Origin of the sequence: Lutibacter sp. TH_r2, assembly GCF_033101135.1 — a bacterium.
Lineage (GTDB): Bacteria > Bacteroidota > Bacteroidia > Flavobacteriales > Flavobacteriaceae > Lutibacter.
The window spans coordinates 1-19,242 of sequence record NZ_JAWMPV010000005.1 but is presented as its reverse complement, the minus strand read 5'-3'; the positions used below and the strand labels follow the sequence as shown (position 1 = coordinate 19,242).

Annotated in this window: 17 protein-coding genes and 1 pseudogene; 11 read left to right on the top strand and 7 right to left on the bottom strand. The window is 27.8% G+C overall.

Going from position 1 to position 19,242, the window contains the following annotated elements; translation table 11 throughout:
* Window position 1 precedes the first annotated feature (1 nt).
* Entirely contained in the window at window positions 2-1,456 is a 1,455-nt protein-coding gene (locus R3X25_RS13340) for an aminopeptidase P N-terminal domain-containing protein (RefSeq protein WP_317675426.1), read from the bottom strand.
* A 154-nt stretch (window positions 1,457-1,610) separates the two neighbouring features.
* Between R3X25_RS13340 and gcvT the strand changes: the two genes are divergently transcribed.
* Entirely contained in the window at window positions 1,611-2,693 is a 1,083-nt protein-coding gene (gene gcvT, locus R3X25_RS13335) for a glycine cleavage system aminomethyltransferase GcvT (RefSeq protein WP_317675425.1), read from the top strand.
* Window positions 2,694-2,746: 53 nt separating this feature from the next.
* On the opposite strand, the gene R3X25_RS13330 is transcribed toward gcvT, so the two are convergent.
* Both R3X25_RS13330 and R3X25_RS13325 read right to left on the bottom strand, forming a co-directional pair.
* The gene (locus R3X25_RS13330) at window positions 2,747-3,292 is read right to left on the bottom strand and encodes a 1-acyl-sn-glycerol-3-phosphate acyltransferase (protein ID WP_317675423.1); all 546 of its coding nucleotides are present in this window, start codon (window positions 3,290-3,292) and stop codon (window positions 2,747-2,749) included.
* Window positions 3,293-3,361: 69 nt separating this feature from the next.
* On the bottom strand, window positions 3,362-4,120 hold the full coding sequence (locus R3X25_RS13325; protein ID WP_317675422.1) for a hypothetical protein: 759 nt from the start codon (window positions 4,118-4,120) through the stop codon (window positions 3,362-3,364).
* Window positions 4,121-4,586: 466 nt separating this feature from the next.
* Between R3X25_RS13325 and R3X25_RS13320 the strand changes: the two genes are divergently transcribed.
* Window positions 4,587-6,095, top strand: coding sequence for a reverse transcriptase domain-containing protein (locus tag R3X25_RS13320; RefSeq protein WP_317675421.1), 1,509 nt, complete (start codon window positions 4,587-4,589; stop codon window positions 6,093-6,095).
* Window positions 6,096-6,131: 36 nt separating this feature from the next.
* The gene (gene rmuC / locus R3X25_RS13315) at window positions 6,132-7,454 is read left to right on the top strand and encodes a DNA recombination protein RmuC (protein ID WP_317675420.1); all 1,323 of its coding nucleotides are present in this window, start codon (window positions 6,132-6,134) and stop codon (window positions 7,452-7,454) included.
* A 149-nt stretch (window positions 7,455-7,603) separates the two neighbouring features.
* On the opposite strand, the gene R3X25_RS13310 is transcribed toward rmuC, so the two are convergent.
* Together R3X25_RS13310 and glyA are read right to left on the bottom strand one after the other, a co-directional pair.
* Window positions 7,604-8,320, bottom strand: coding sequence for a peroxiredoxin (locus tag R3X25_RS13310; RefSeq protein ID WP_317675419.1), 717 nt, complete (start codon window positions 8,318-8,320; stop codon window positions 7,604-7,606).
* A 269-nt stretch (window positions 8,321-8,589) separates the two neighbouring features.
* Window positions 8,590-9,864, bottom strand: a complete 1,275-nt coding sequence (glyA, locus tag R3X25_RS13305) for a serine hydroxymethyltransferase (RefSeq protein WP_317675418.1) — start codon at window positions 9,862-9,864, stop codon at window positions 8,590-8,592.
* Between the two features lie 119 nt (window positions 9,865-9,983).
* Between glyA and fahA the strand changes: the two genes are divergently transcribed.
* Together fahA and R3X25_RS13295 are read left to right on the top strand one after the other, a co-directional pair.
* Window positions 9,984-11,267, top strand: a complete 1,284-nt coding sequence (gene fahA, locus R3X25_RS13300; protein ID WP_317675417.1) for a fumarylacetoacetase — start codon at window positions 9,984-9,986, stop codon at window positions 11,265-11,267.
* 111 nt (window positions 11,268-11,378) lie between these two features.
* Window positions 11,379-12,569, top strand: coding sequence for a hypothetical protein (locus R3X25_RS13295; RefSeq protein WP_317675416.1), 1,191 nt, complete (start codon window positions 11,379-11,381; stop codon window positions 12,567-12,569).
* Window positions 12,570-12,585: 16 nt separating this feature from the next.
* Here R3X25_RS13295 and ytxJ read toward each other — a convergent pair whose 3' ends face one another.
* Entirely contained in the window at window positions 12,586-12,921 is a 336-nt protein-coding gene (gene ytxJ, locus R3X25_RS13290; protein ID WP_317675415.1) for a bacillithiol system redox-active protein YtxJ, read from the bottom strand.
* Window positions 12,922-13,051: 130 nt separating this feature from the next.
* Here ytxJ and clpB point away from each other — a divergent pair, with 130 nt between their 5' ends.
* Together clpB and R3X25_RS13280 are read left to right on the top strand one after the other, a co-directional pair.
* A complete protein-coding gene (clpB, locus tag R3X25_RS13285) occupies window positions 13,052-15,640 on the top strand; it encodes an ATP-dependent chaperone ClpB (protein ID WP_317675414.1) in 2,589 nt (862 codons plus the stop codon).
* Between the two features lie 185 nt (window positions 15,641-15,825).
* Window positions 15,826-16,257, top strand: coding sequence for an Hsp20/alpha crystallin family protein (locus R3X25_RS13280; protein WP_317675413.1), 432 nt, complete (start codon window positions 15,826-15,828; stop codon window positions 16,255-16,257).
* 91 nt (window positions 16,258-16,348) lie between these two features.
* On the opposite strand, the gene R3X25_RS13275 is transcribed toward R3X25_RS13280, so the two are convergent.
* Window positions 16,349-17,002, bottom strand: a complete 654-nt coding sequence (locus R3X25_RS13275; RefSeq protein ID WP_317675412.1) for an OmpW/AlkL family protein — start codon at window positions 17,000-17,002, stop codon at window positions 16,349-16,351.
* Between the two features lie 132 nt (window positions 17,003-17,134).
* Between R3X25_RS13275 and smpB the strand changes: the two genes are divergently transcribed.
* From smpB to R3X25_RS13255, 4 genes and pseudogenes are all read left to right on the top strand, one after another.
* A complete protein-coding gene (gene smpB / locus R3X25_RS13270; RefSeq protein WP_317675411.1) occupies window positions 17,135-17,593 on the top strand; it encodes an SsrA-binding protein SmpB in 459 nt (152 codons plus the stop codon).
* Window positions 17,594-18,487, top strand: a complete 894-nt coding sequence (locus tag R3X25_RS13265; protein WP_317675410.1) for a UbiA family prenyltransferase — start codon at window positions 17,594-17,596, stop codon at window positions 18,485-18,487.
* Window positions 18,484-19,068 carry a Maf family nucleotide pyrophosphatase gene (locus R3X25_RS13260; RefSeq protein WP_317675409.1) on the top strand — a complete coding sequence of 195 codons (585 nt, stop codon included), beginning with the start codon at window positions 18,484-18,486 and terminating at the stop codon, window positions 19,066-19,068. The genes R3X25_RS13265 and R3X25_RS13260 overlap by 4 nt, the downstream gene beginning before the upstream one ends.
* Window positions 19,069-19,128: 60 nt before the next feature.
* Window positions 19,129-19,242 (top strand): annotated as a pseudogene (locus R3X25_RS13255) (transketolase family protein); the annotation flags it as partial.

The window sequence follows — 19,242 nt, the reverse complement described above, 5'->3', positions numbered from 1 at the left end:
CCTATTCTAACGTAGGTAATATAAAATCATCAAGAGCACTCGGCATTTGCATCATTTTTTCAATTGCTTCAGCTGTTCTTGGTGCTCTTTCAGAAAGGTTTATTGGTCCTTCTTTTAAAACTAAAATATCATCTTCAATTCTTACTGCAATATCCCACCATTTTTCATCGCAATCACTATTTTTTGGAATGTAAATACCAGGTTCTATTGTAATTACCATATTTTCTTTTAGTTTTCCATAATTTGAAGTATCGTGGACATCTAAACCTATATGATGAGAAGCTCCATGAGGAAAATAATTGTGATAATCATTTTCAGAAGAAATAACACCTAATTCTGCTAAACCTTTGTTTATTATTTTTCTAGCCACTGCAGTTGGCTTTCCAAAATAAGAACCAACCTTTACTGCTTTAATAGCTTCGGTTTGTGCTTTATAAACCAAATTATAAATAGCTTTTTGTTCTTCTGTAAATTTTCCATTAGCAGGAATAGTTCTAGTTACATCAGCTGTATAACCATGGTATTCAGCACCTAAATCCATTAACACTAGCTTTCCTTCACCAACTTCTACCTTATTATTTTCTATATAATGTAAAATACAACCATTACCTCCTGCCCCAACTATTGATGGATAACCTTCGTATTCTGCCCCATATTTCTTGTAAACAAATTCATGAATACCTTGCACTTCTAATTCAGACATTTTTGGATGCATAGCTTTCATAATTTCAATTTGACCAATTGCTGAAATATCAATTGCTTTTTTTAATAATTTTAATTCTTCTTCGGTTTTAACTTCACGTAAAGAAGCCATATAATATGGAAGTAAATTTGAACCAGATTTTTTACTACTATAAAAATCATTGTCTTTTAAAGTTTCAACATTTAATAAATGGCTTGGTATTTTACTTTTAAATATTTTTATCAAATCAAATAAATCTGCTTCGTTTTTAGTGTCTTTAACATCATTTAAAAATGGTGTAAATAGAATTTTATCAAACTTTGAAAAATCTAAATCAAAACTTTTAAAATCTTTTCCATTAAAAACAACTCTAAAGCCTAAATTATCTTGTGCTCCTTTTATTCCTAATCGTTTTCCGTTCCACATTTCTACAAGTTCATTTTTTTCTTGTACAAACAAAACTTCATTAACTAATTTATTACCTACATTCTGATTTTCTTTAAATATTAAAATTAAAGAATGAGGCTCGTTATAACCAGTTAAATAATAAAAATTTGGGTTTTGATGGTAGTGAAAATCTACATCGTTTGCTCTATTTCTAATTGGATTAGCGAAAATTACAGCAACACTATTTTTTGGCATAAACTTACGCAAAGCTTCCCTTCTTTCTTTATGAAAATCTTTACTTAAATAATCTTGAGCTAAATATTGTTGTTGCGCATTTAAATTCAATAAAAATCCAAAAATAAAAAAGGCGAGTAAATAATGTTTCATTTTTAATTTGTTTCAAAAATTTAATACCAAATATAAGCAAATTTGTAAGTTTTGTTTGTTGTCGCTAAAACATTAACTGAAGATTGAGATTTGTTAACTTAATACATTTCATTTTATACAAATAGTATTAATTTAGCATTTAAACTTATTTGAAATGAAAAATACAGCATTATCACACATACATAAACAATTAGGAGCAAAAATGGTGCCTTTTGCAGGTTACAACATGCCTGTACAATATGAAGGTGTTAACGCAGAACACGAAACTGTTAGAAATGGTGTTGGCGTTTTTGATGTTTCGCACATGGGAGAATTTTTAATTGAAGGAGAATTTGCTTTGGAATTAATTCAACTTGTAACATCTAACGATGCTTCTAAATTAGCTATTGGAGATGCTCAATATAGCTGTTTGCCTAATGATAAAGGTGGAATTGTAGACGATTTAATTGTTTATAGAGTTAAAGAAAACACTTATTTATTAGTTGTAAACGCTTCAAATATTGAAAAAGATTGGAATTGGATTTCGGTACATAATTCTATGAATGCTGAAATGAAAAATATTTCAGAAGGCTATTCTTTATTAGCAATCCAAGGCCCTAAAGCGGTTGAAGCAATGCAAAGTTTAACTTCTGAAGATTTATCCGCTATTAAATTTTATACGTTTAAAATAGCCAATTTTGCCGGAATTGAGCACGTAATTATCTCTGCAACAGGTTATACAGGTTCTGGAGGTTTTGAAATTTATTGTAAAAACAGTGAAGTTGAACAAGTTTGGAACAAAGTTTTTGAAGCTGGAAAAGATTTTGGAATTAAACCAATTGGTCTTGCGGCCCGTGATACATTGCGTTTAGAAATGGGTTATTGTTTGTATGGAAATGATATTAACGATACTACGTCTCCTATTGAAGCTGGTTTAGGTTGGATTACAAAATTCACAAAAAAGTTTACCAATTCTGAAGCTCTAAAAAAACAAAAAGAAGAAGGTGTTTCTAAAAAATTAGTAGCTTTTGAAATGGTTGAAAGAGGAATTCCTAGACAACACTATCCAATTGTTGATGTTGATGGTAATTCAATTGGAGAAGTTACTTCTGGAACTATGAGTCCTTCATTAAAAAAAGGCATTGGTTTAGGTTATGTGACTAAAGAATGTTCTAAAAGAGATTCAGAAATATACATTCAAATTAGAAAAAAAACAATTAAAGCAAAAATTGTTAAGTTGCCTTTTTATAAAGGGTAATTTTAAACAAACATATATAAAAAAAGCTGTTAGAATTAACAGCTTTTTTTTATCTATAAATTAAAATCTTCGGGAACTTTACCTTTAACACCTTTGTAAAAATTATGAATAAATTTCATGTCAACTTCCATATTATCAGTTAAATAGTAAGGTTCAGAAATTTTAACTTGTTTATTTCCAAAATCAAAAGTCATCATAACAATAGGAACATTAGCACCTTTTGCAATATGGTAAAATCCTGTTTTCCATTTATCTACACGTTTTCTAGTTCCTTCAGGAGATAATGCTAAAATAAATTGTTCCTTTTTATTAAAAACATCAATTATTGCATCTACTCTATTCGCACTTTTGCTTCTATCTATTGGTGTGCCTCCAAGTGCTTTAAAAATAAAACCAAAAGGCGGTTTAAAAAGTGATGCTTTACCAATAAAATTAGCAGGTACTTTTTGAGTAAATTTTATGGCTAATCCTAATAAAAAATCTAGCCAATGTGTATGTGGAGCACCTATAATTATGTACTTTTTAATATGTTTTGGACATTCTCCAACAGATTTCCATCCAAATAATGTATGAAATATAAATTTTGAAAGTGTTTTCATTGTTAATAACTCAACACATAAATTTTTAGATGCATTGGGCGACAAAGATAAAAACATTAAACAAAACTCCTAATTTTGTTCTGGAGGTTTAGGTATTATTGATAATGATTCGGGAAAAGTTATGGTAGGTTTGAATTTCATTTTATCAGTGAAAAATTCTATCGGTAAATATTGTTCACTAAATTTTTTTTGAATTGAATTAAACCATTTTACTTTTAGAAGAGTTTCAGAAACTTGCCTTTTTACTTTACCATTTTCATAAAATAAGTTCTTTTCTTCATTATTCTTTAATCCACACATAACAAAATCGGGAGATGTATAATTGACAACATATTGTATTGTTGATTTTATATTGTCTTTTTCAATTTCACCTTTTTTTTCTGTAATTTTTTTTGAAGAACGTTTTTTATATATTTCTATTTTTTTAGTTACGAATCTAGCAATTCCTCCAAACTTATATACTAAAGGGCTCTTAAAATAACCTTTAATTTCTTCAATAATTGTTTCTGTATCAATTTTGGATTCACCCAATTCTGTAATTCTTTCAATTTTTAATTCTTCATACGTTTCTAAAAAGCTTTCATACAGTATAAATTCTGAAAATTGGCTTTTATCATCATCAAAATAAACACACGTGTATTTTATTCTGTCAGCTATAATTTCACCTGTTTCTTCATCGTGTGTTCTTTTCTTTTTACTCTCAATATTAACCTCTTTTATCATCATTATTGGAGGTACATATTTTCCATCTCCTTGAATTCTATAATCTTCAAATAATGGGTGAGTTTTGAAAGTAACAATACTTCCTACTGAATATTTACTTTTCATATCTAATTTTTCTATAAAATTAATTAAATATCTTAACTTTACGGTATAAAGTAAGAAAGTTCTTTAGTTAAAGGAAATAAAACATTTGTTGAACTATTGTATTGATTAATTTCAATCACTTAATCCAACCTTTTAGATTAAAAGGGATAATAAATACGGAGATTAGGTAAATTGTAATTCAACTGATTTTGTTACAATATAAGAAATTAGAGTCAGTATTATCGATACTACTTCACTAATTCTTATAAGAACATTGATATATTCCCAGTATGAGAATAAATTAAAGGTTTCTAAAGCATAATTAATTGTTTCTAAAGTAAATACTATCATATTTGGTATCTGTTTATTTATTAGACGTATAAATGCAACGTGAGTCGAGAATTCGGCTAATGGTTCAATCTTCAAAAGATGTAAGTTTTATTTTGTTACAAATACGTGCGAGAACTTTTTTACTTTTTAAATAGCTATGATAAAAGATAAAGATTGGTTTAAAGACAGAGGTTATCCTCATTTTTCTAACAAAACACCTATTTTAGTTAGAAACAATATTCTAAAATATGTTTCCAACCCAAAAAAGGTTATGAAACATTCATTTTTACCTCTTATTTATAAAGAAATAAAACAACGAAGGTATAAAGAATCTAATTTTTATGGAGAAATAAGACGTTCTCATAAAAAAATTGAGAATGGGAAAACTGTTTCTAATTCAAAAATTAGAAAAATATTGTACGCTTCTCATATTGATGCACATATCTATTCATATTATGCACAGCAAATAATTACACCAAAATACGAGAAGTATTTAGAAAAAAATAAAACTTTATCTGATTCAATTACTGCCTATAGACAAATTGAAACTGATGATAAAATAAAATTTAAAAACAATGTTCATTTTGCTAAAGATGTTTTTAATGAAATAAAAAAAAGAGAAAATTGTGTAGCTTTAGTATTAGATATTAAAAACTTCTTCCCTACGCTTAATCATAAAAAGTTAAAACTAGCTTGGGCAAAAATTCTTGAAACAAAATCATTACCAAAAGACCATTTCAACTTATTTAAAGCTACAACAAGATTTTCTTATGTTAAACTGAAAGATTTAAGAACTAAAAAAGGTCATTTTGATGAAAAAAAATTGGCTAGATTAAAAAAAATAGGAAAACATACTTTTTTTGAAAGTATCAAAGATTTAATCGATTCAGATATTATTATTCATAAAAATCAAGTAAAAAAAGATGGGAAATTAATTGGGATACCTCAAGGTTTACCAATTAGTGCCTTACTAGCCAATATTTATATGTTATCATTTGATGAAGCAATAATAAACAGGCTAACTAAAAAGCATAATGTATTTTACAGAAGATATTCTGATGATATTGTTGTTATCTGTAAAAAAGAACAAATTTCTACTATAGAAAATGTTGTTGATGAAGAAATTAATAAAATTGATTTAAAAGTCTCTTTTGAAAAAACTGAAAAATCGCTCTTCAAAATCGATAACAATAGATTGCAATGTTACAAAATTGATGGTGATAAGTTAATAGAAAATATTCCATTAAATTATTTAGGATTTGAATTTTACGGATATCAAACCTTGTTAAAATCTAAAAATTTAGCAAAGTTTTATAGAACAATGAAAGAATCTGTAAATAGAAAAAATAAAAGAGTTGAACAGTTAAAAGAAAATTATTTACTAGACGAAGCTCCAATATTTAAAAGAAACCTATATAGACTTTATAGTTATAAAGGTGCAAAATCTAGAAAATTACCAGCTAAAAAATCCAAATATATAAATGGAAGCGTATTTGTAGAAACATATGAACGAAAATTTAGAGGAAACTATTTAAGATATGCATATAAAGCTGCCGATGAACTAGATGCTCCCGAAATAAAAAGACAATTAAGAAACCATTGGAAAATTCTACAAAGAAGTATTTCAAAATATGATTTTTCTAATTCAAAAAAAGATAAAGAGTAAGCATAATTTCTTACTTTTACAAAATAACTAAAGGATATGAATGACTATTTAATTTTTATTGCTATTGCTGTAATTTTTGCTGTAATAGGTTTTGTTATAGGTAAACTTTTAACTAAAAACACTTATGAAAAAAGTGTTTCAGAACTAGAAACTACAAATAAACTATTACTTCAAGAGAAAGAAATTAACTCAAACAATATTAAAGAGTTAAACACATCAATAAATTCTATTTCAGAAGAGAAACACCAATTAGACATTCTGTTAACTGAACGTAATTCAGCTTTAAATTCTTTACAAGAAAAATTGGATTCTAATAAAGAAGAAGTTGAAAAATTACAAGATAAATTCACAAAAGATTTTGAAATTTTAGCTAGTAAAATTCTAGAAGAAAAGTCTTCTAAATTCACAGAACAGAACAAAGAAAATATAAAATCCATTCTAAATCCACTTCAAGAAAAAATTCAAACTTTTGAAAAGAAAGTTGAAGAAACTCACAAACAAAATATTGATTACAATTCTGCTTTACGTCAACAAATTATTGGTTTAAAAGAGTTGAATGAACAAATGAGTAAAGAAACTGTAAATTTAACAAAAGCCTTAAAAGGTGATAGTAAAATTCAAGGAAATTGGGGAGAACTAGTTCTAGAACGTGTTTTAGAAAAATCTGGTTTAGAGAAAGATAGAGAGTACTTTGTTCAACAAAGTTTTACAACTGATGATGGTAAACGAGTTTTACCCGATGTTGTAATTCATTTACCAGATAATAAAAAAATGATTATCGATTCTAAAGTAACTTTAACCGCTTATGAAAGGTATGTTAACGCAGAAGATGACAATGATAAAGAACTCTCATTAAAAGAGCACGTAGCCTCGTTAAAACGTCATATAGAACAATTAAGTGAAAAAAATTATCAAGAACTCTATCAAATAGAATCTCCAGATTTTGTTTTACTCTTTATTCCTATTGAACCAGCATTTGCTATTGCTTTAAATACCGACAATCAACTATATAATAAAGCTTTTGAGAAAAACATTGTAATTGTTACACCTACTACTCTTTTGGCTACTTTACGTACTATTGACAGTATGTGGAATAATGAAAAACAACAAAAAAATGCCATTGATATTGCAGTTCAAGCCGGACGATTATACGATCAATTTGTAAACTTAACTAACGATTTAATTAAAGTTGGAAACCAATTAAAAACGGTACAAGGCTCTTATGATACTTCTATGAAGAAATTAACTGGGAACGGAAACTTAATTAGAAAAGTTGAAAATATTAAAAAATTAGGAGCAAAAGGAACAAAAAACTTTAACGATAAGCTTTTAGAGAGAGCTTTGGATGATGAGGATTAAAACCAAGTTGTTTAAACTCTCCATTGTGTACTTTTTTCAAAATCTTATTCTATTAACACCAATTAGTATAAGAGATTAACATTAAATTACAATATATTATATAACAAAAAAGCCTGCTAAATAGCAGGCTTTTTTTATAAATTAAATTTTTATTTTTTTAGAATCTTGTCTAAAACAACATCTTTATCTAATTTTTTAGTACAGAAATACCAATCTTTACAATCCATATCTTCTTTACCAGACATTCTATCCTCTGCAGTTCCACATGAACCTGCAGGACCAACAATTACATCGTCACCAGGATACCAATCAGCAGGTGTAGCAACACCAAACTCATCAGCCGCTTGTAATGCAACAACTACTCTATATAATTCGTCAAAGTTTCTACCTAAACTTAATGGGTAATAAATAATTGATCTAATTATTCCTTTTGGATCAATAAAAAATACAGCTCTTACTGCTTGAGTAGCAGCTTCATTAGGTTGAACCATTCCATATTTATTGGCAACATTCATAGTTATGTCTTCAATTAAAGGAAATTTAACTTCAACATCTTTCATTCCTTTATACTCAATTTTATCTTTAATTGAACGTAACCAAGCAATATGACTATATAAACCATCTATAGATAAACCAACTAGTTTACAATTTGCTTTTGCAAACTTTTCTTCTTGAGTTGCAAATGTCATAAATTCTGAAGTACATACTGGTGTAAAATCTGCTGGGTGACTAAATAGTATTACCCAATCTCCTTTATAATCATTTGGAAAATGAATATTACCTTGCGTTGTAACTGCTTTAAATTCAGGAGCTTTATCTCCTATTCTTGGCATTGACGTAAATTCTTTTTGTTCTTGTGTATCCATTTTTATAAATTTTAATTGTTATTATTATGGTTCAAAAGTAATTGACTAATAAATTGAAAATTTAATAATTATATTGAAAATAATTATACTGAAATAAACAATTCTAATAGCTTTCGTAAATATCTGAAATACAAAAGAATACCGCAAATTATAAACTTTATTTTTATGTGACTTTAGTCACCATTTTAAATGATTCTAATCAATTAAAATTAAATACAATAAAAAAGCCCACTAATATTAGTAGGCTTTTAAAAATGTTTTAATTACTATTACATTTTAAATAATGGTCTGTGAGACATCATCTCATTAACTTTTTCAGCAATAGCCTCTAATTTAGTTTCATCTTCAAAGTTCATAATAACTTCATCAATTAATTCAACAATAGTATTCATATCATCTTCAACTAAACCTCTAGTAGTTACTGCAGCAGTTCCAACTCTAATTCCTGAAGTTACAAAAGGTGATTTATCATCAAAAGGAACCATGTTTTTATTTACCGTAATATCAGCTTTTACCAATGCATTTTCAGCATCTTTCCCACTCAAATTTTTGTTACGTAAATCAATTAGCATACAGTGATTATCAGTACCTTCAGAAATAATTTTATATCCTTTAGCTACAAATGCATCTGCCATTGCTGAAGCATTTTTCTTTACTTGAATTTGATAATGTAAAAACTTATCTGTTAACGCTTCACCAAAAGCAACAGCTTTACCTGCTATAACGTGCTCTAATGGACCACCTTGATTCCCTGGGAAAACAGCTGAATTAATTAAAGTAGACATCATTTTCAACTTTCCACTTTTTAACTTTAATCCAAATGGGTTTTCAAAATCTTTACCAATCATAATCATTCCTCCTCTTGGCCCACGTAAAGTTTTGTGAGTTGTAGTAGTAACAATATGACAATGAGGTAAAGGGTCATTTAAAATTCCTTTTGCAATTAAACCTGCAGGATGCGATATATCGGCCATTAAAATTGCTCCAACTTTATCAGCAATTTCTCTAAATTTTTTAAAATCTATATCTCTTGAATAAGCAGAAGCTCCAGCAATAATTAATTTAGGCTTATGCTCTTTAGCTTGTTGTTCTAAATGATTGTAATCTATTCTACCTGTAGCTTTATCTACACCGTAAAAAACTGGGTTGTATAATTTACCAGAAAAATTTACAGGAGAACCATGAGTTAAATGCCCTCCATGCGATAAATCGAAACCTAAAATTGTATCTCCTGGATTTAAACATGCAGCATATACAGCTGTATTTGCTTGTGAGCCAGAATGCGGTTGAACATTTACATATTCTGCACCAAATAATTCTTTAGCTCTATCTATTGCTATTTGCTCAACAACATCAACAACTTCACAACCACCATAATATCTTTTTCCCGGATACCCTTCAGCATATTTATTTGTTAAAATAGAACCTTGTGCTTCCATTACTTGTTCACTAACAAAGTTTTCAGAAGCAATCAACTCTATACCATTAAGTTGTCTTTCTTTTTCATCTTGAATTAAATCAAAAATTACTTGATCGCGTTGCATAAAATTTCACGTTTTAGTTAAATTAGTCGCAAAAATACTAATTTCATTTTGCTTTTAGTAAATAACTTCTATATTTGATTATAAAATAATATTAACAATATTTAATAACTTGATATACTATGAAAATAACAGCAAACAACCCAAATAGAAAATCGTGGTTACCTGTACTTAAAGGCTGTGATTTTCCAATACAAAATATACCTTTTGGCGTTTTTATAACTAAAGATGATATTATTACCATTGGAACTAGAATTGGAGAATACGCCATTGATTTAGGAGCATTTCATCAATTAGGATATTTTGATGGAATTCCTTTGACTGATGATATGTTTATGCAAGATTCTCTGAACGATTTTATAGCGGACGGTAGAAAAACTTGGAGATTGGTTAGAAATAGAATAGCTGACGTTTTTGATAGCACTAATAATTCTTTAAGAGATAATAAAAAACATAGAGATGTAATTATTTTTGATGTTAATGAAGTTGAAATGCTATTACCTGTAGATATTGGAGATTTTACTGATTTTTTTACAAGTAAACATCATGCTAAAAATGTAGCAGATATTTTTAACATTAAAAATGGTCCGTTAGAAAATAATTGGGTTCATATGCCTTTAGGATTTAATGAAAGAGCATCATCTGTTGTAGTTTCTGGAACTAAAATTAAAAGACCATACGGACAAACTTTTTCTGAAGAAACTCAAAAACCTATATTTGGTCCTTCTCAAAAATTAGATATGGAAGTAGAAACTGCATTTATCACAACTGCAGCTAATAATTTTGGAGAACCGATTCCTGTAAATGAAGCAGAAGAATACATTTTTGGAATGGTATTACTAAACGATTGGAGTACTAGAGATGTACAACGTTGGGAATCTAAACCATTGGGTCCGTTTTTAAGTAAAAGCTTCGCTTCTTCTATATCACCTTGGATTGTTACTTTAGATGCTTTAGAACCTTGGCGTTGCGAAACTCCAAATCAAGAGGAACTATTACCGTATTTACAACCAGCCAACAAAAAAAATAGTTTTGATATTAATCTTAACACATTTATTGAAACTGAAAATGGTGATTTAACTCAAATTAGCGAATCTAATTTTAATAATATCTATTGGTCTATGTCTCAACAATTAGCACATCAAACTATTAATGGATGTAATGTTAGAGCAGGTGATTTATTTGGAAGTGGAACTATTTCTGGAGAAAATATTGAAACTTCAGGATCTTTACTAGAATTAAGTTGGGATGGACAAAAAAAATTAACATTAAATGATGGGTCTAAACGTACATTTTTAAATGATGGTGATAACGTAATTTTACGCGGTTATTGTGAAAACGAAGATGTTAGAATAGGATTTGGAAAATGTACAGGTAAAATAGTTCCATCAATTAAATTGAAATAACAATCTATTAAATAAATATTAGAAAGCTCTAAATAAAAATTTAGAGCTTTTTTTATATAATTTTGGCATTGAAATTGCAAAACACACTAAATAACCCAAAACTCTTTGAGTATGAGACTAAAATTACCCTTACTTCTATTTATAACAACTTTAATATTAAGTTGTAGCAGTGTAAAAAAAACGCAAGAAGCAATAAACTACGGAAATTATGATGATGCTATAGCCATTTCATTAAAAAACTTACGAAGTAATAAAACTAAAAAAAGCAATCAGCCTTATGTAATTATGCTTGAAGAAGCTTTTAAAAAAGTTACTGAAAAAGATTTAAATAGAATTCAGTTCTTAAAAAATGACGGCAACCCTTCAAACCTAGAAGAAATATATAACTTATATCTAAATTTAGACAATCGTCAATATCAAATTAAACCATTATTACCGCTTCGAATTTTAGACGAAAACAGAAATGCAAAATTTAATTTCACTAATTACTCAAACAATATAATAAGTTCTAAAGAAGAATTATCTTCTTACTTATACACTAACGCAAAAGAGGTTTTAGCTAATTCTGTAAATAAATACGATTTTAGAAATGCTTTCAGCGATTTAAATTATTTAAATAAAATAAATCCTAATTATAAAGATATCGATAACTTAATGGAAGAAGCTCATTTTAAAGGAACTGATTTTGTTTATGTTACCATGAGAAATTTATCTAATAAAATTATTCCTATTAGATTAGAAAAAGACTTATTGAATTTTGACACTTATAAATTAAATGATTTTTGGACCGAATATCATAACATACGTCAAGCTAATTTAGATTATAATTACCTTCTAGAAATTAACTTACGGGAAATTAATATTTCACCCGAATATGTTAAAGAGAAAGAAGTTATAAAACAAAAAGAAATTATAGATGGTTGGGAATATAAAAAAGATTCTAAAGGTGAAATAGTTAAAGATAGTGCCGGAAATAGTATAAAGCTAGATATTTACAAAAAAGTAAAGTGTAGATTAAATACCATTAATCAAACAAAATCTACTCAAGTTGTTGGTCAAATTAAATATATAAGCATTGAAAATAATCAATTATTAAAATCATTTCCTTTAGCAAGTGAGTTTATTTTTGAGAATATTTACGCGACTTACAGAGGCGATAAAAAAGCATTAAGTAAGCAACAGCTAGGTTATTTAAGTAATAAGTTTATTCCTTTTCCTACAAGCGAACAAATGGTTTATGATAGTGGTGAAAATTTAAAGGAACGAATAAAACAAATAGTTTCGAATTATAAATTTCAATAAAAATTCAAAAGCAATCTTAACCGATTGCTTTTTTTATACCTTTTACTGAAATACCATTATGTGAATCGTGGTAAACCACTTCCCTATTCTTTAACACTATAACTTGCGGAGATTGATGATGTACATTAAATCGTTCAGCAATTTCATTTGAAATAGCTCTAAATTTTATTAAATCTAAAAAATAAGTTTCTATTTCATTTTCAGAAAAGTCAAAACTTCTTTCAAAATTTTTCAAAACAAATCTGCTAATTCCACAACGTGTACTATGTTTAAATAATAATACAGGATTACTTTCTGAACTAACTAACAAGGTATCTAACTGCGTACTATTTTCTAATAATTTCCAATTCATAAGTAGTAACTTTGGTCAAAATGTCTGATAAACCACTGTAAAACAAGCCATATTGACTGAATTTAGTTGTGTTTTAATCTTGGAACATCTTTTGTTTGCTCAAATATAGAAATGAAAAAACAAAAACGTTATGAACTTTAATAATTTTACAATAAAATCACAAGAGGCAATTCAGCAAGCGCAACAAATTGCCCAAGGCTATGGACATCAACAAATAGAAAATTCACACATATTAAAAGGGATTTTTGAAGTTGATGAAAACGTAATTCCTTTTATTTTGAAAAAATTAGGAATTAATGTAGATCTTTTAAAACAATTAATAGATAAAACACTAGAGAGTTATGCTAAAGTTTCTGGTGGAGATATTATGTTATCTAGTAATGCTTCAAAAATGCTTAATAATGCAAGTAATGAAGCGAAAAAAATGAACGATGAATTTGTTTCAATAGAGCATTTATTATTGGCAATTTTAAAAACAAAAGATACTACTTCTCAAATATTCAAAGATCAAGGAATAAATGAAAAAGATTTAAAATTAGCTATTTCAGAATTAAGAAAAGGTGGAAAAGTAACCTCACAAAGTGCTGAAGAAACCTATAATTCATTAAATAAATATGCACGTAACTTAAATCAATTAGCAAAAGATGGCAAATTAGATCCAGTTATTGGTAGAGACGAAGAAATTAGAAGAATACTTCAAATTTTATCACGTAGAACTAAAAACAATCCAATGTTAGTTGGTGAACCTGGAACTGGTAAAACCGCTATTGCAGAAGGTTTAGCACATAGAATTATAAAAGGCGATATTCCTGAAAATTTAAAGGATAAACAAATTTACTCTTTAGATATGGGAGCTTTAATTGCTGGAGCTAAATACAAAGGTGAATTTGAAGAACGTCTAAAATCTGTGGTAAAAGAAGTTACTTCTGCCGAAGGGCAAATAGTATTATTTATTGATGAAATACACACATTAGTTGGTGCTGGTGGTGGACAAGGTGCTATGGATGCAGCTAACATTTTAAAACCAGCTTTGGCTCGTGGAGAGTTAAGAGCCATTGGAGCAACAACTTTAGATGAGTATCAAAAATATTTTGAAAAGGATAAAGCGCTAGAGCGTAGATTTCAAAAAGTAATTGTTGATGAACCTGATACCGAAAGTGCTATTTCTATTTTACGTGGTATTAAAGAGAAATATGAGAATCATCATAAAGTACAAATTAAAGATGATGCCATTATTGCAGCTGTAGAACTATCGCAACGCTATATTTCAAACAGGTTTTTACCAGATAAAGCCATTGATTTAATGGATGAAGCCGCAGCAAAATTACGTATGGAAATCAATTCAAAACCTGAAGAATTAGATGTTTTAGATAGAAAAATAATGCAGTTAGAAATTGAAATTGAAGCCATTAAAAGAGAGAAAGATGAGAAAAAATTAGCTTTTCTAAAAAAAGAAATTGCGAATTTAAAAGAAGAACGAAACGAAGTTAATGCAAAATGGGTTGGCGAAAAAGAATTGATAGATGCAGTACAAATTAGTAAGGAAGCTATTGAAAACTTTAAACTTGATGCTGAACGTGCCGAACGTGAAGGAGATTATGGTAAAGTGGCAGAAATACGTTACGGAAAAATAAAAGAGGAACAAGAACATCTAGAAGAGCTTCAAAAAGAGATGGCTAAAGATCAAGGTTCTACTTTAATTAATGAAGAAGTAACCAGAGATGATATTGCCGAAGTTGTAGCAAAATGGACTGGAATTCCAGTAACCAAAATGTTGCAAAGTGATCGTGAAAAACTATTGCATTTAGAAGACGAATTACACAAAAGAGTTGTAGGTCAAGAAGAAGCAATAGTTGCTGTTGCAGATGCTGTTAGACGCTCTAGAGCTGGTTTACAAGATACCAAAAAACCATTAGGTTCATTCTTATTCTTAGGAACAACAGGTGTAGGTAAAACAGAACTAGCAAAAGCATTGGCTGTTTATTTATTTGATGATGAAAACTCAATGACACGTATTGACATGAGTGAATACCAAGAACGTCATGCAGTAAGTAGATTGGTTGGAGCGCCTCCAGGATATGTTGGTTATGATGAAGGAGGACAATTAACTGAAGCTGTGCGCCGTAAACCGTATTCTGTAATTCTTTTAGATGAAATTGAAAAAGCACACCCAGATACTTTCAATATTTTATTACAAGTATTGGATGAAGGAAGGTTAACTGATAATAAAGGTAGAATTGCAGATTTTAAAAATACCATTATTATTATGACTTCAAATATGGGAGCTCATATTATTCAAGAGAAGTTTGAAAAAATGGATATGAAAAATAGAGATTTAGTAACCGAGGCTACTAAAGTTGAAGTTGTTGGATTGTTAAGACAAACCATACGTCCAGAGTTTTTAAACAGAATTGACGAAATTATAATGTTTACACCATTAAATTTAGAAGAAATTCATAAAATAGTGAAGCTTCAATTAAATGGTTTAATAAAAATGTTAAAAGCACAAGATATTCATATTGAATATACTGAAGACTTGGTTGATACACTTGCAAATAAAGGATTTGATCCACAGTTTGGTGCAAGACCTGTAAAAAGAGTTATTCAAAAAGATATTTTAAATGAATTATCTAAAGAAATTTTATCTGGTAGGGTAACTTCTGATAGTCATATTTTATTAGATGCTTTTGATAATAAAATAGTATTTAGAAATAAATAAAATAAAACTCCTTGAAGTTTCAAGGAGTTTTACTTATCAACCTAAAAATCTGACATACAAATCAATACCAATTGTCAATATGACTTTTAACTTAAAATAAAAATGTAAAAATGACATAAATATTCAATTGGCATTTATTTTGAAGGATATAAATAAAATAATGTTTAACTTAAAATTTTAGAATTATGTTAGTAAAAAGTATGGGTACACCAGTAGTTGTACCAACAATTTTCGATGATTTTTTCAAAGATTGGTCTTTATCTAATTTTTCTAATACTGATACAACATTACCCGCTGTAAATATTAGAGAAAATGATGACGAATTTATTGTGGAAGTAGCTGCTCCAGGTATGGAGAAAAATGATTTCAAAATAGATTTAGATAACAATGTGTTAACTATTTCTTCTGAAAGAACTACAGAAAATAATGAAGTGAAAGATGATTATACTCGAAAAGAGTATAGTTACCAATCTTTTAAAAGAAGTTTTAATTTACCAAGAGATATTGTGAATCAAGAAAAAATTGACGCAACTTACTCTAATGGAGAATTAAAAATTATGATTCCAAAAATGGAAGAAGCAAAACCTAAACCAAAAAAATTAATTGAAGTTCATTAATAACTAAACTAAAAAGAGCGATGCAAATGCATCGCTCTTTTTTTCTTAAAACTACTCACCTAATAGTAATTTTAAAATTTTAAATATTTTTTTATAATCTCATACCAACACCTACTCCAAATAAGAAAGGGTTTAAGTCTACTTCTGCACCAAGTACAGCCGCACCAAAGTTTACATCAACATCTGTACTTAATAAAATATATTTAACATCAGCATTAATAAACCATTTATCGTTGATATCATAATCTAAACCTAGTTGCATAGCAAATCCAAATCCATCTTCGTAATCTATATCAACAGCATCTCCTGGATCTTCACCATAAAACATTGTATAGTTAACACCTGCACCTATATAAGGGTGAGCAGTTTCACCATTAAAGTGATATTGTAAAGTTAAAGTTGGAGGCAATAACCATACATGACCAGCATTTATATCAACATTACTTGGACCTCCTAACATAGTTAAATCAGTATCAACTGTTTCAACTTGGTGAATTGGAGTTGCTAAAATAAGTTCAGCAGCCCAATGCTTGTTAAAAAAGTAAGTAATGTCAACTTCAGGCATAATTTGAGTTTTAACATTTAAACCACTTTCAATAATTTCAAAGTTAGTAGATTCATCAGGTTGAACCAAAACACCTCTTATTCTAAATTGCCATTTTGTTTCTTTTTCAGAACTCTCTTGAGCAAACATATTGAACGAGATTAAACCTAGTACTAATAAGCTAAATAATAATTTTTTCATAATTTTAAATTAATGTTACTTAAACGTTATGCAATTATATGTATTTTTTACATTTAAATCAATCACATATGTCAAATTATACATAACATATGATTATAGTTATACAATAAATTGTTTTATTTTTGCATTACAATGCAGAAAAAAATAAACATACAAAATAAAAAAGCTCGATTTGAATACGAGATTTTAGATAGATACACAGCTGGTTTACAATTAACTGGAACTGAAATTAAATCTATTAGAGAAAGCAAAGCGCGTATAACTGAAAGTTTTTGCGAGTTTAATGAAAAAGGTGAATTGTTTGTAATAAATATGTTTATTGAAGAATATTTATATGGACATTCTTATAATCATAAAACTAAAAGTGAACGTAAACTTTTATTAAATAAACAAGAGCTTAAAAAACTACAAAAAGAAGTTCAGAATGTTGGTTTAACAATTATTCCCTTAAAACTTTTTTTAACAGATAAAGGCTGGGCAAAACTAGATATAGCACTTTGTAGAGGTAAGAAAAATTACGACAAGCGTGAAGTTTTAAAAGACAGAGATAATAAAAAAGATTTAGCCAGAATTAAAAAGAATTTTAACTAAATGAATCTAATAGTTTTTTTACGTTTAATACGATATAAAAATCTATTACTGATTTGTTATGTTTTTTTCCTAATCTATTTTTTTTTATTCCCTTCATTTAAAGTTAATATAACGCTTACTCACTTACATTTTTTTGTATTACTATTTGCTACTCTTTTAATTACTTCAGCAGGATATATTATAAATAACATTTTTGATATTGAATCTGATAAATTAAATAAACCAAAAAAATTAATAGTATCTAATTTAATTACAGTTGAAAAGGCAAAAAAATACTATTTATTTATAAATACTTTAGGAATTATTTTAGGTATTGGGTTATGTCTTCAAATTGAAAAACCAAATTTAGTATTCATATTTATTTTAGTTCCACTTCTACTCTATTATTATTCAAAAAAACTACAAAAAATAGCATTAGTTGGTAACATTTTAGTTTCGTTATTAATAGCATTTAGTATTTACATGCTAGCTTTATTTGAAAAAAGTAGTATTAATAATTCAGTTTATTTAATAATTCTAACTTTAAGTATTTTTTCATTTATTCTAAATATTACTAGAGAAATTATAAAAGATATTATTGATATTAAAGGTGATTTTAATTGTGGTTTACAAACACTACCAATTATATTAGGAATAAAAAGAAGTAGCTATGTAGCAATGTTTTTTATATTTATTTCAATAGTTTTACTAACATTTTTAATTACAAGTATAACTGGAAAACATATAGTAACTAGATTGTACCTAGTGTTAACTTGCTTACTTCCTTTGCTATTTGTAGCAATAAAACTAATTAAAAAACCATCTCACAAAACATTTAATACTTTAAGTTCAATTTTAAAGTTAATTATGTTTTTAGGAATAACTTCAATTATATTAATTTCATACAACTTATGAATCCTTTAATAGAAAAATTTAAAAATTATCAAATAATTCTAGCATCAAATTCACCTAGAAGACAAGAACTTTTAAAAGGTTTAGATCTCGATTTTACTATTGAAACAAAAGACGTTAATGAAGATTATAATTCAGATTTAAAAGGTAAAGAAATTACAGAGTATTTAGCCTACAAAAAAGCCCAAGCATTTGGTGAATTAACAACAAATGAAGTGGTTATTACTGCAGATACTATTGTTTGGTTTAAAAACAAAGCATTAGAAAAGCCAAAAAATACTATTGAGGCAATTAAAATGCTACAAGAACTATCAGGAAACATTCATAAAGTTATTACATCTGTAAGTATTAAAACATCGTTAAAATCAAAAATATTTACCACAACAACTAAAGTACATTTTAAAAAGTTAAGTACACAAGAAATAGCATATTATGTTAATAACTACAAACCTTTTGACAAAGCAGGTTCTTATGGAATACAAGAATGGTTTGGTTATGTTGCAGTTGAAAAAATAGAAGGAAGTTATTTTAACGTAATGGGCTTACCTGTTCATAAATTATATGAAGAATTATTAAAAATATAACCTTAAACTATTTAAAACGCTTATTTTTGAAGCGATTTAAAATAATATCATTATCAACACATGAAAAAATACACTTTTACAGAGAAAAAAGATACACGAAGCGGATTTGGAGCTGGTTTAGCAGAATTAGGAAGAACAAACCCTAATGTAGTAGCTTTATGCGCCGATTTAATT

Coding starts and splice junctions, on each gene's coding strand:
- fahA (WP_317675417.1), top strand. CDS start 9,984: ATGAAAATAACAGCAAACAACCCAAATAGAAAATCGTGGTTACCTGTA.
- rmuC (WP_317675420.1), top strand. CDS start 6,132: ATGAATGACTATTTAATTTTTATTGCTATTGCTGTAATTTTTGCTGTA.
- R3X25_RS13310 (WP_317675419.1), bottom strand. CDS start 8,320: ATGGATACACAAGAACAAAAAGAATTTACGTCAATGCCAAGAATAGGA.
- clpB (WP_317675414.1), top strand. CDS start 13,052: ATGAACTTTAATAATTTTACAATAAAATCACAAGAGGCAATTCAGCAA.
- gcvT (WP_317675425.1), top strand. CDS start 1,611: ATGAAAAATACAGCATTATCACACATACATAAACAATTAGGAGCAAAA.
- R3X25_RS13265 (WP_317675410.1), top strand. CDS start 17,594: ATGAATCTAATAGTTTTTTTACGTTTAATACGATATAAAAATCTATTA.
- R3X25_RS13295 (WP_317675416.1), top strand. CDS start 11,379: ATGAGACTAAAATTACCCTTACTTCTATTTATAACAACTTTAATATTA.
- R3X25_RS13275 (WP_317675412.1), bottom strand. CDS start 17,002: ATGAAAAAATTATTATTTAGCTTATTAGTACTAGGTTTAATCTCGTTC.
- R3X25_RS13330 (WP_317675423.1), bottom strand. CDS start 3,292: ATGAAAACACTTTCAAAATTTATATTTCATACATTATTTGGATGGAAA.
- glyA (WP_317675418.1), bottom strand. CDS start 9,864: ATGCAACGCGATCAAGTAATTTTTGATTTAATTCAAGATGAAAAAGAA.
- R3X25_RS13340 (WP_317675426.1), bottom strand. CDS start 1,456: ATGAAACATTATTTACTCGCCTTTTTTATTTTTGGATTTTTATTGAAT.
- R3X25_RS13260 (WP_317675409.1), top strand. CDS start 18,484: ATGAATCCTTTAATAGAAAAATTTAAAAATTATCAAATAATTCTAGCA.
- R3X25_RS13320 (WP_317675421.1), top strand. CDS start 4,587: ATGATAAAAGATAAAGATTGGTTTAAAGACAGAGGTTATCCTCATTTT.
- R3X25_RS13325 (WP_317675422.1), bottom strand. CDS start 4,120: ATGAAAAGTAAATATTCAGTAGGAAGTATTGTTACTTTCAAAACTCAC.
- ytxJ (WP_317675415.1), bottom strand. CDS start 12,921: ATGAATTGGAAATTATTAGAAAATAGTACGCAGTTAGATACCTTGTTA.
- R3X25_RS13280 (WP_317675413.1), top strand. CDS start 15,826: ATGTTAGTAAAAAGTATGGGTACACCAGTAGTTGTACCAACAATTTTC.
- smpB (WP_317675411.1), top strand. CDS start 17,135: ATGCAGAAAAAAATAAACATACAAAATAAAAAAGCTCGATTTGAATAC.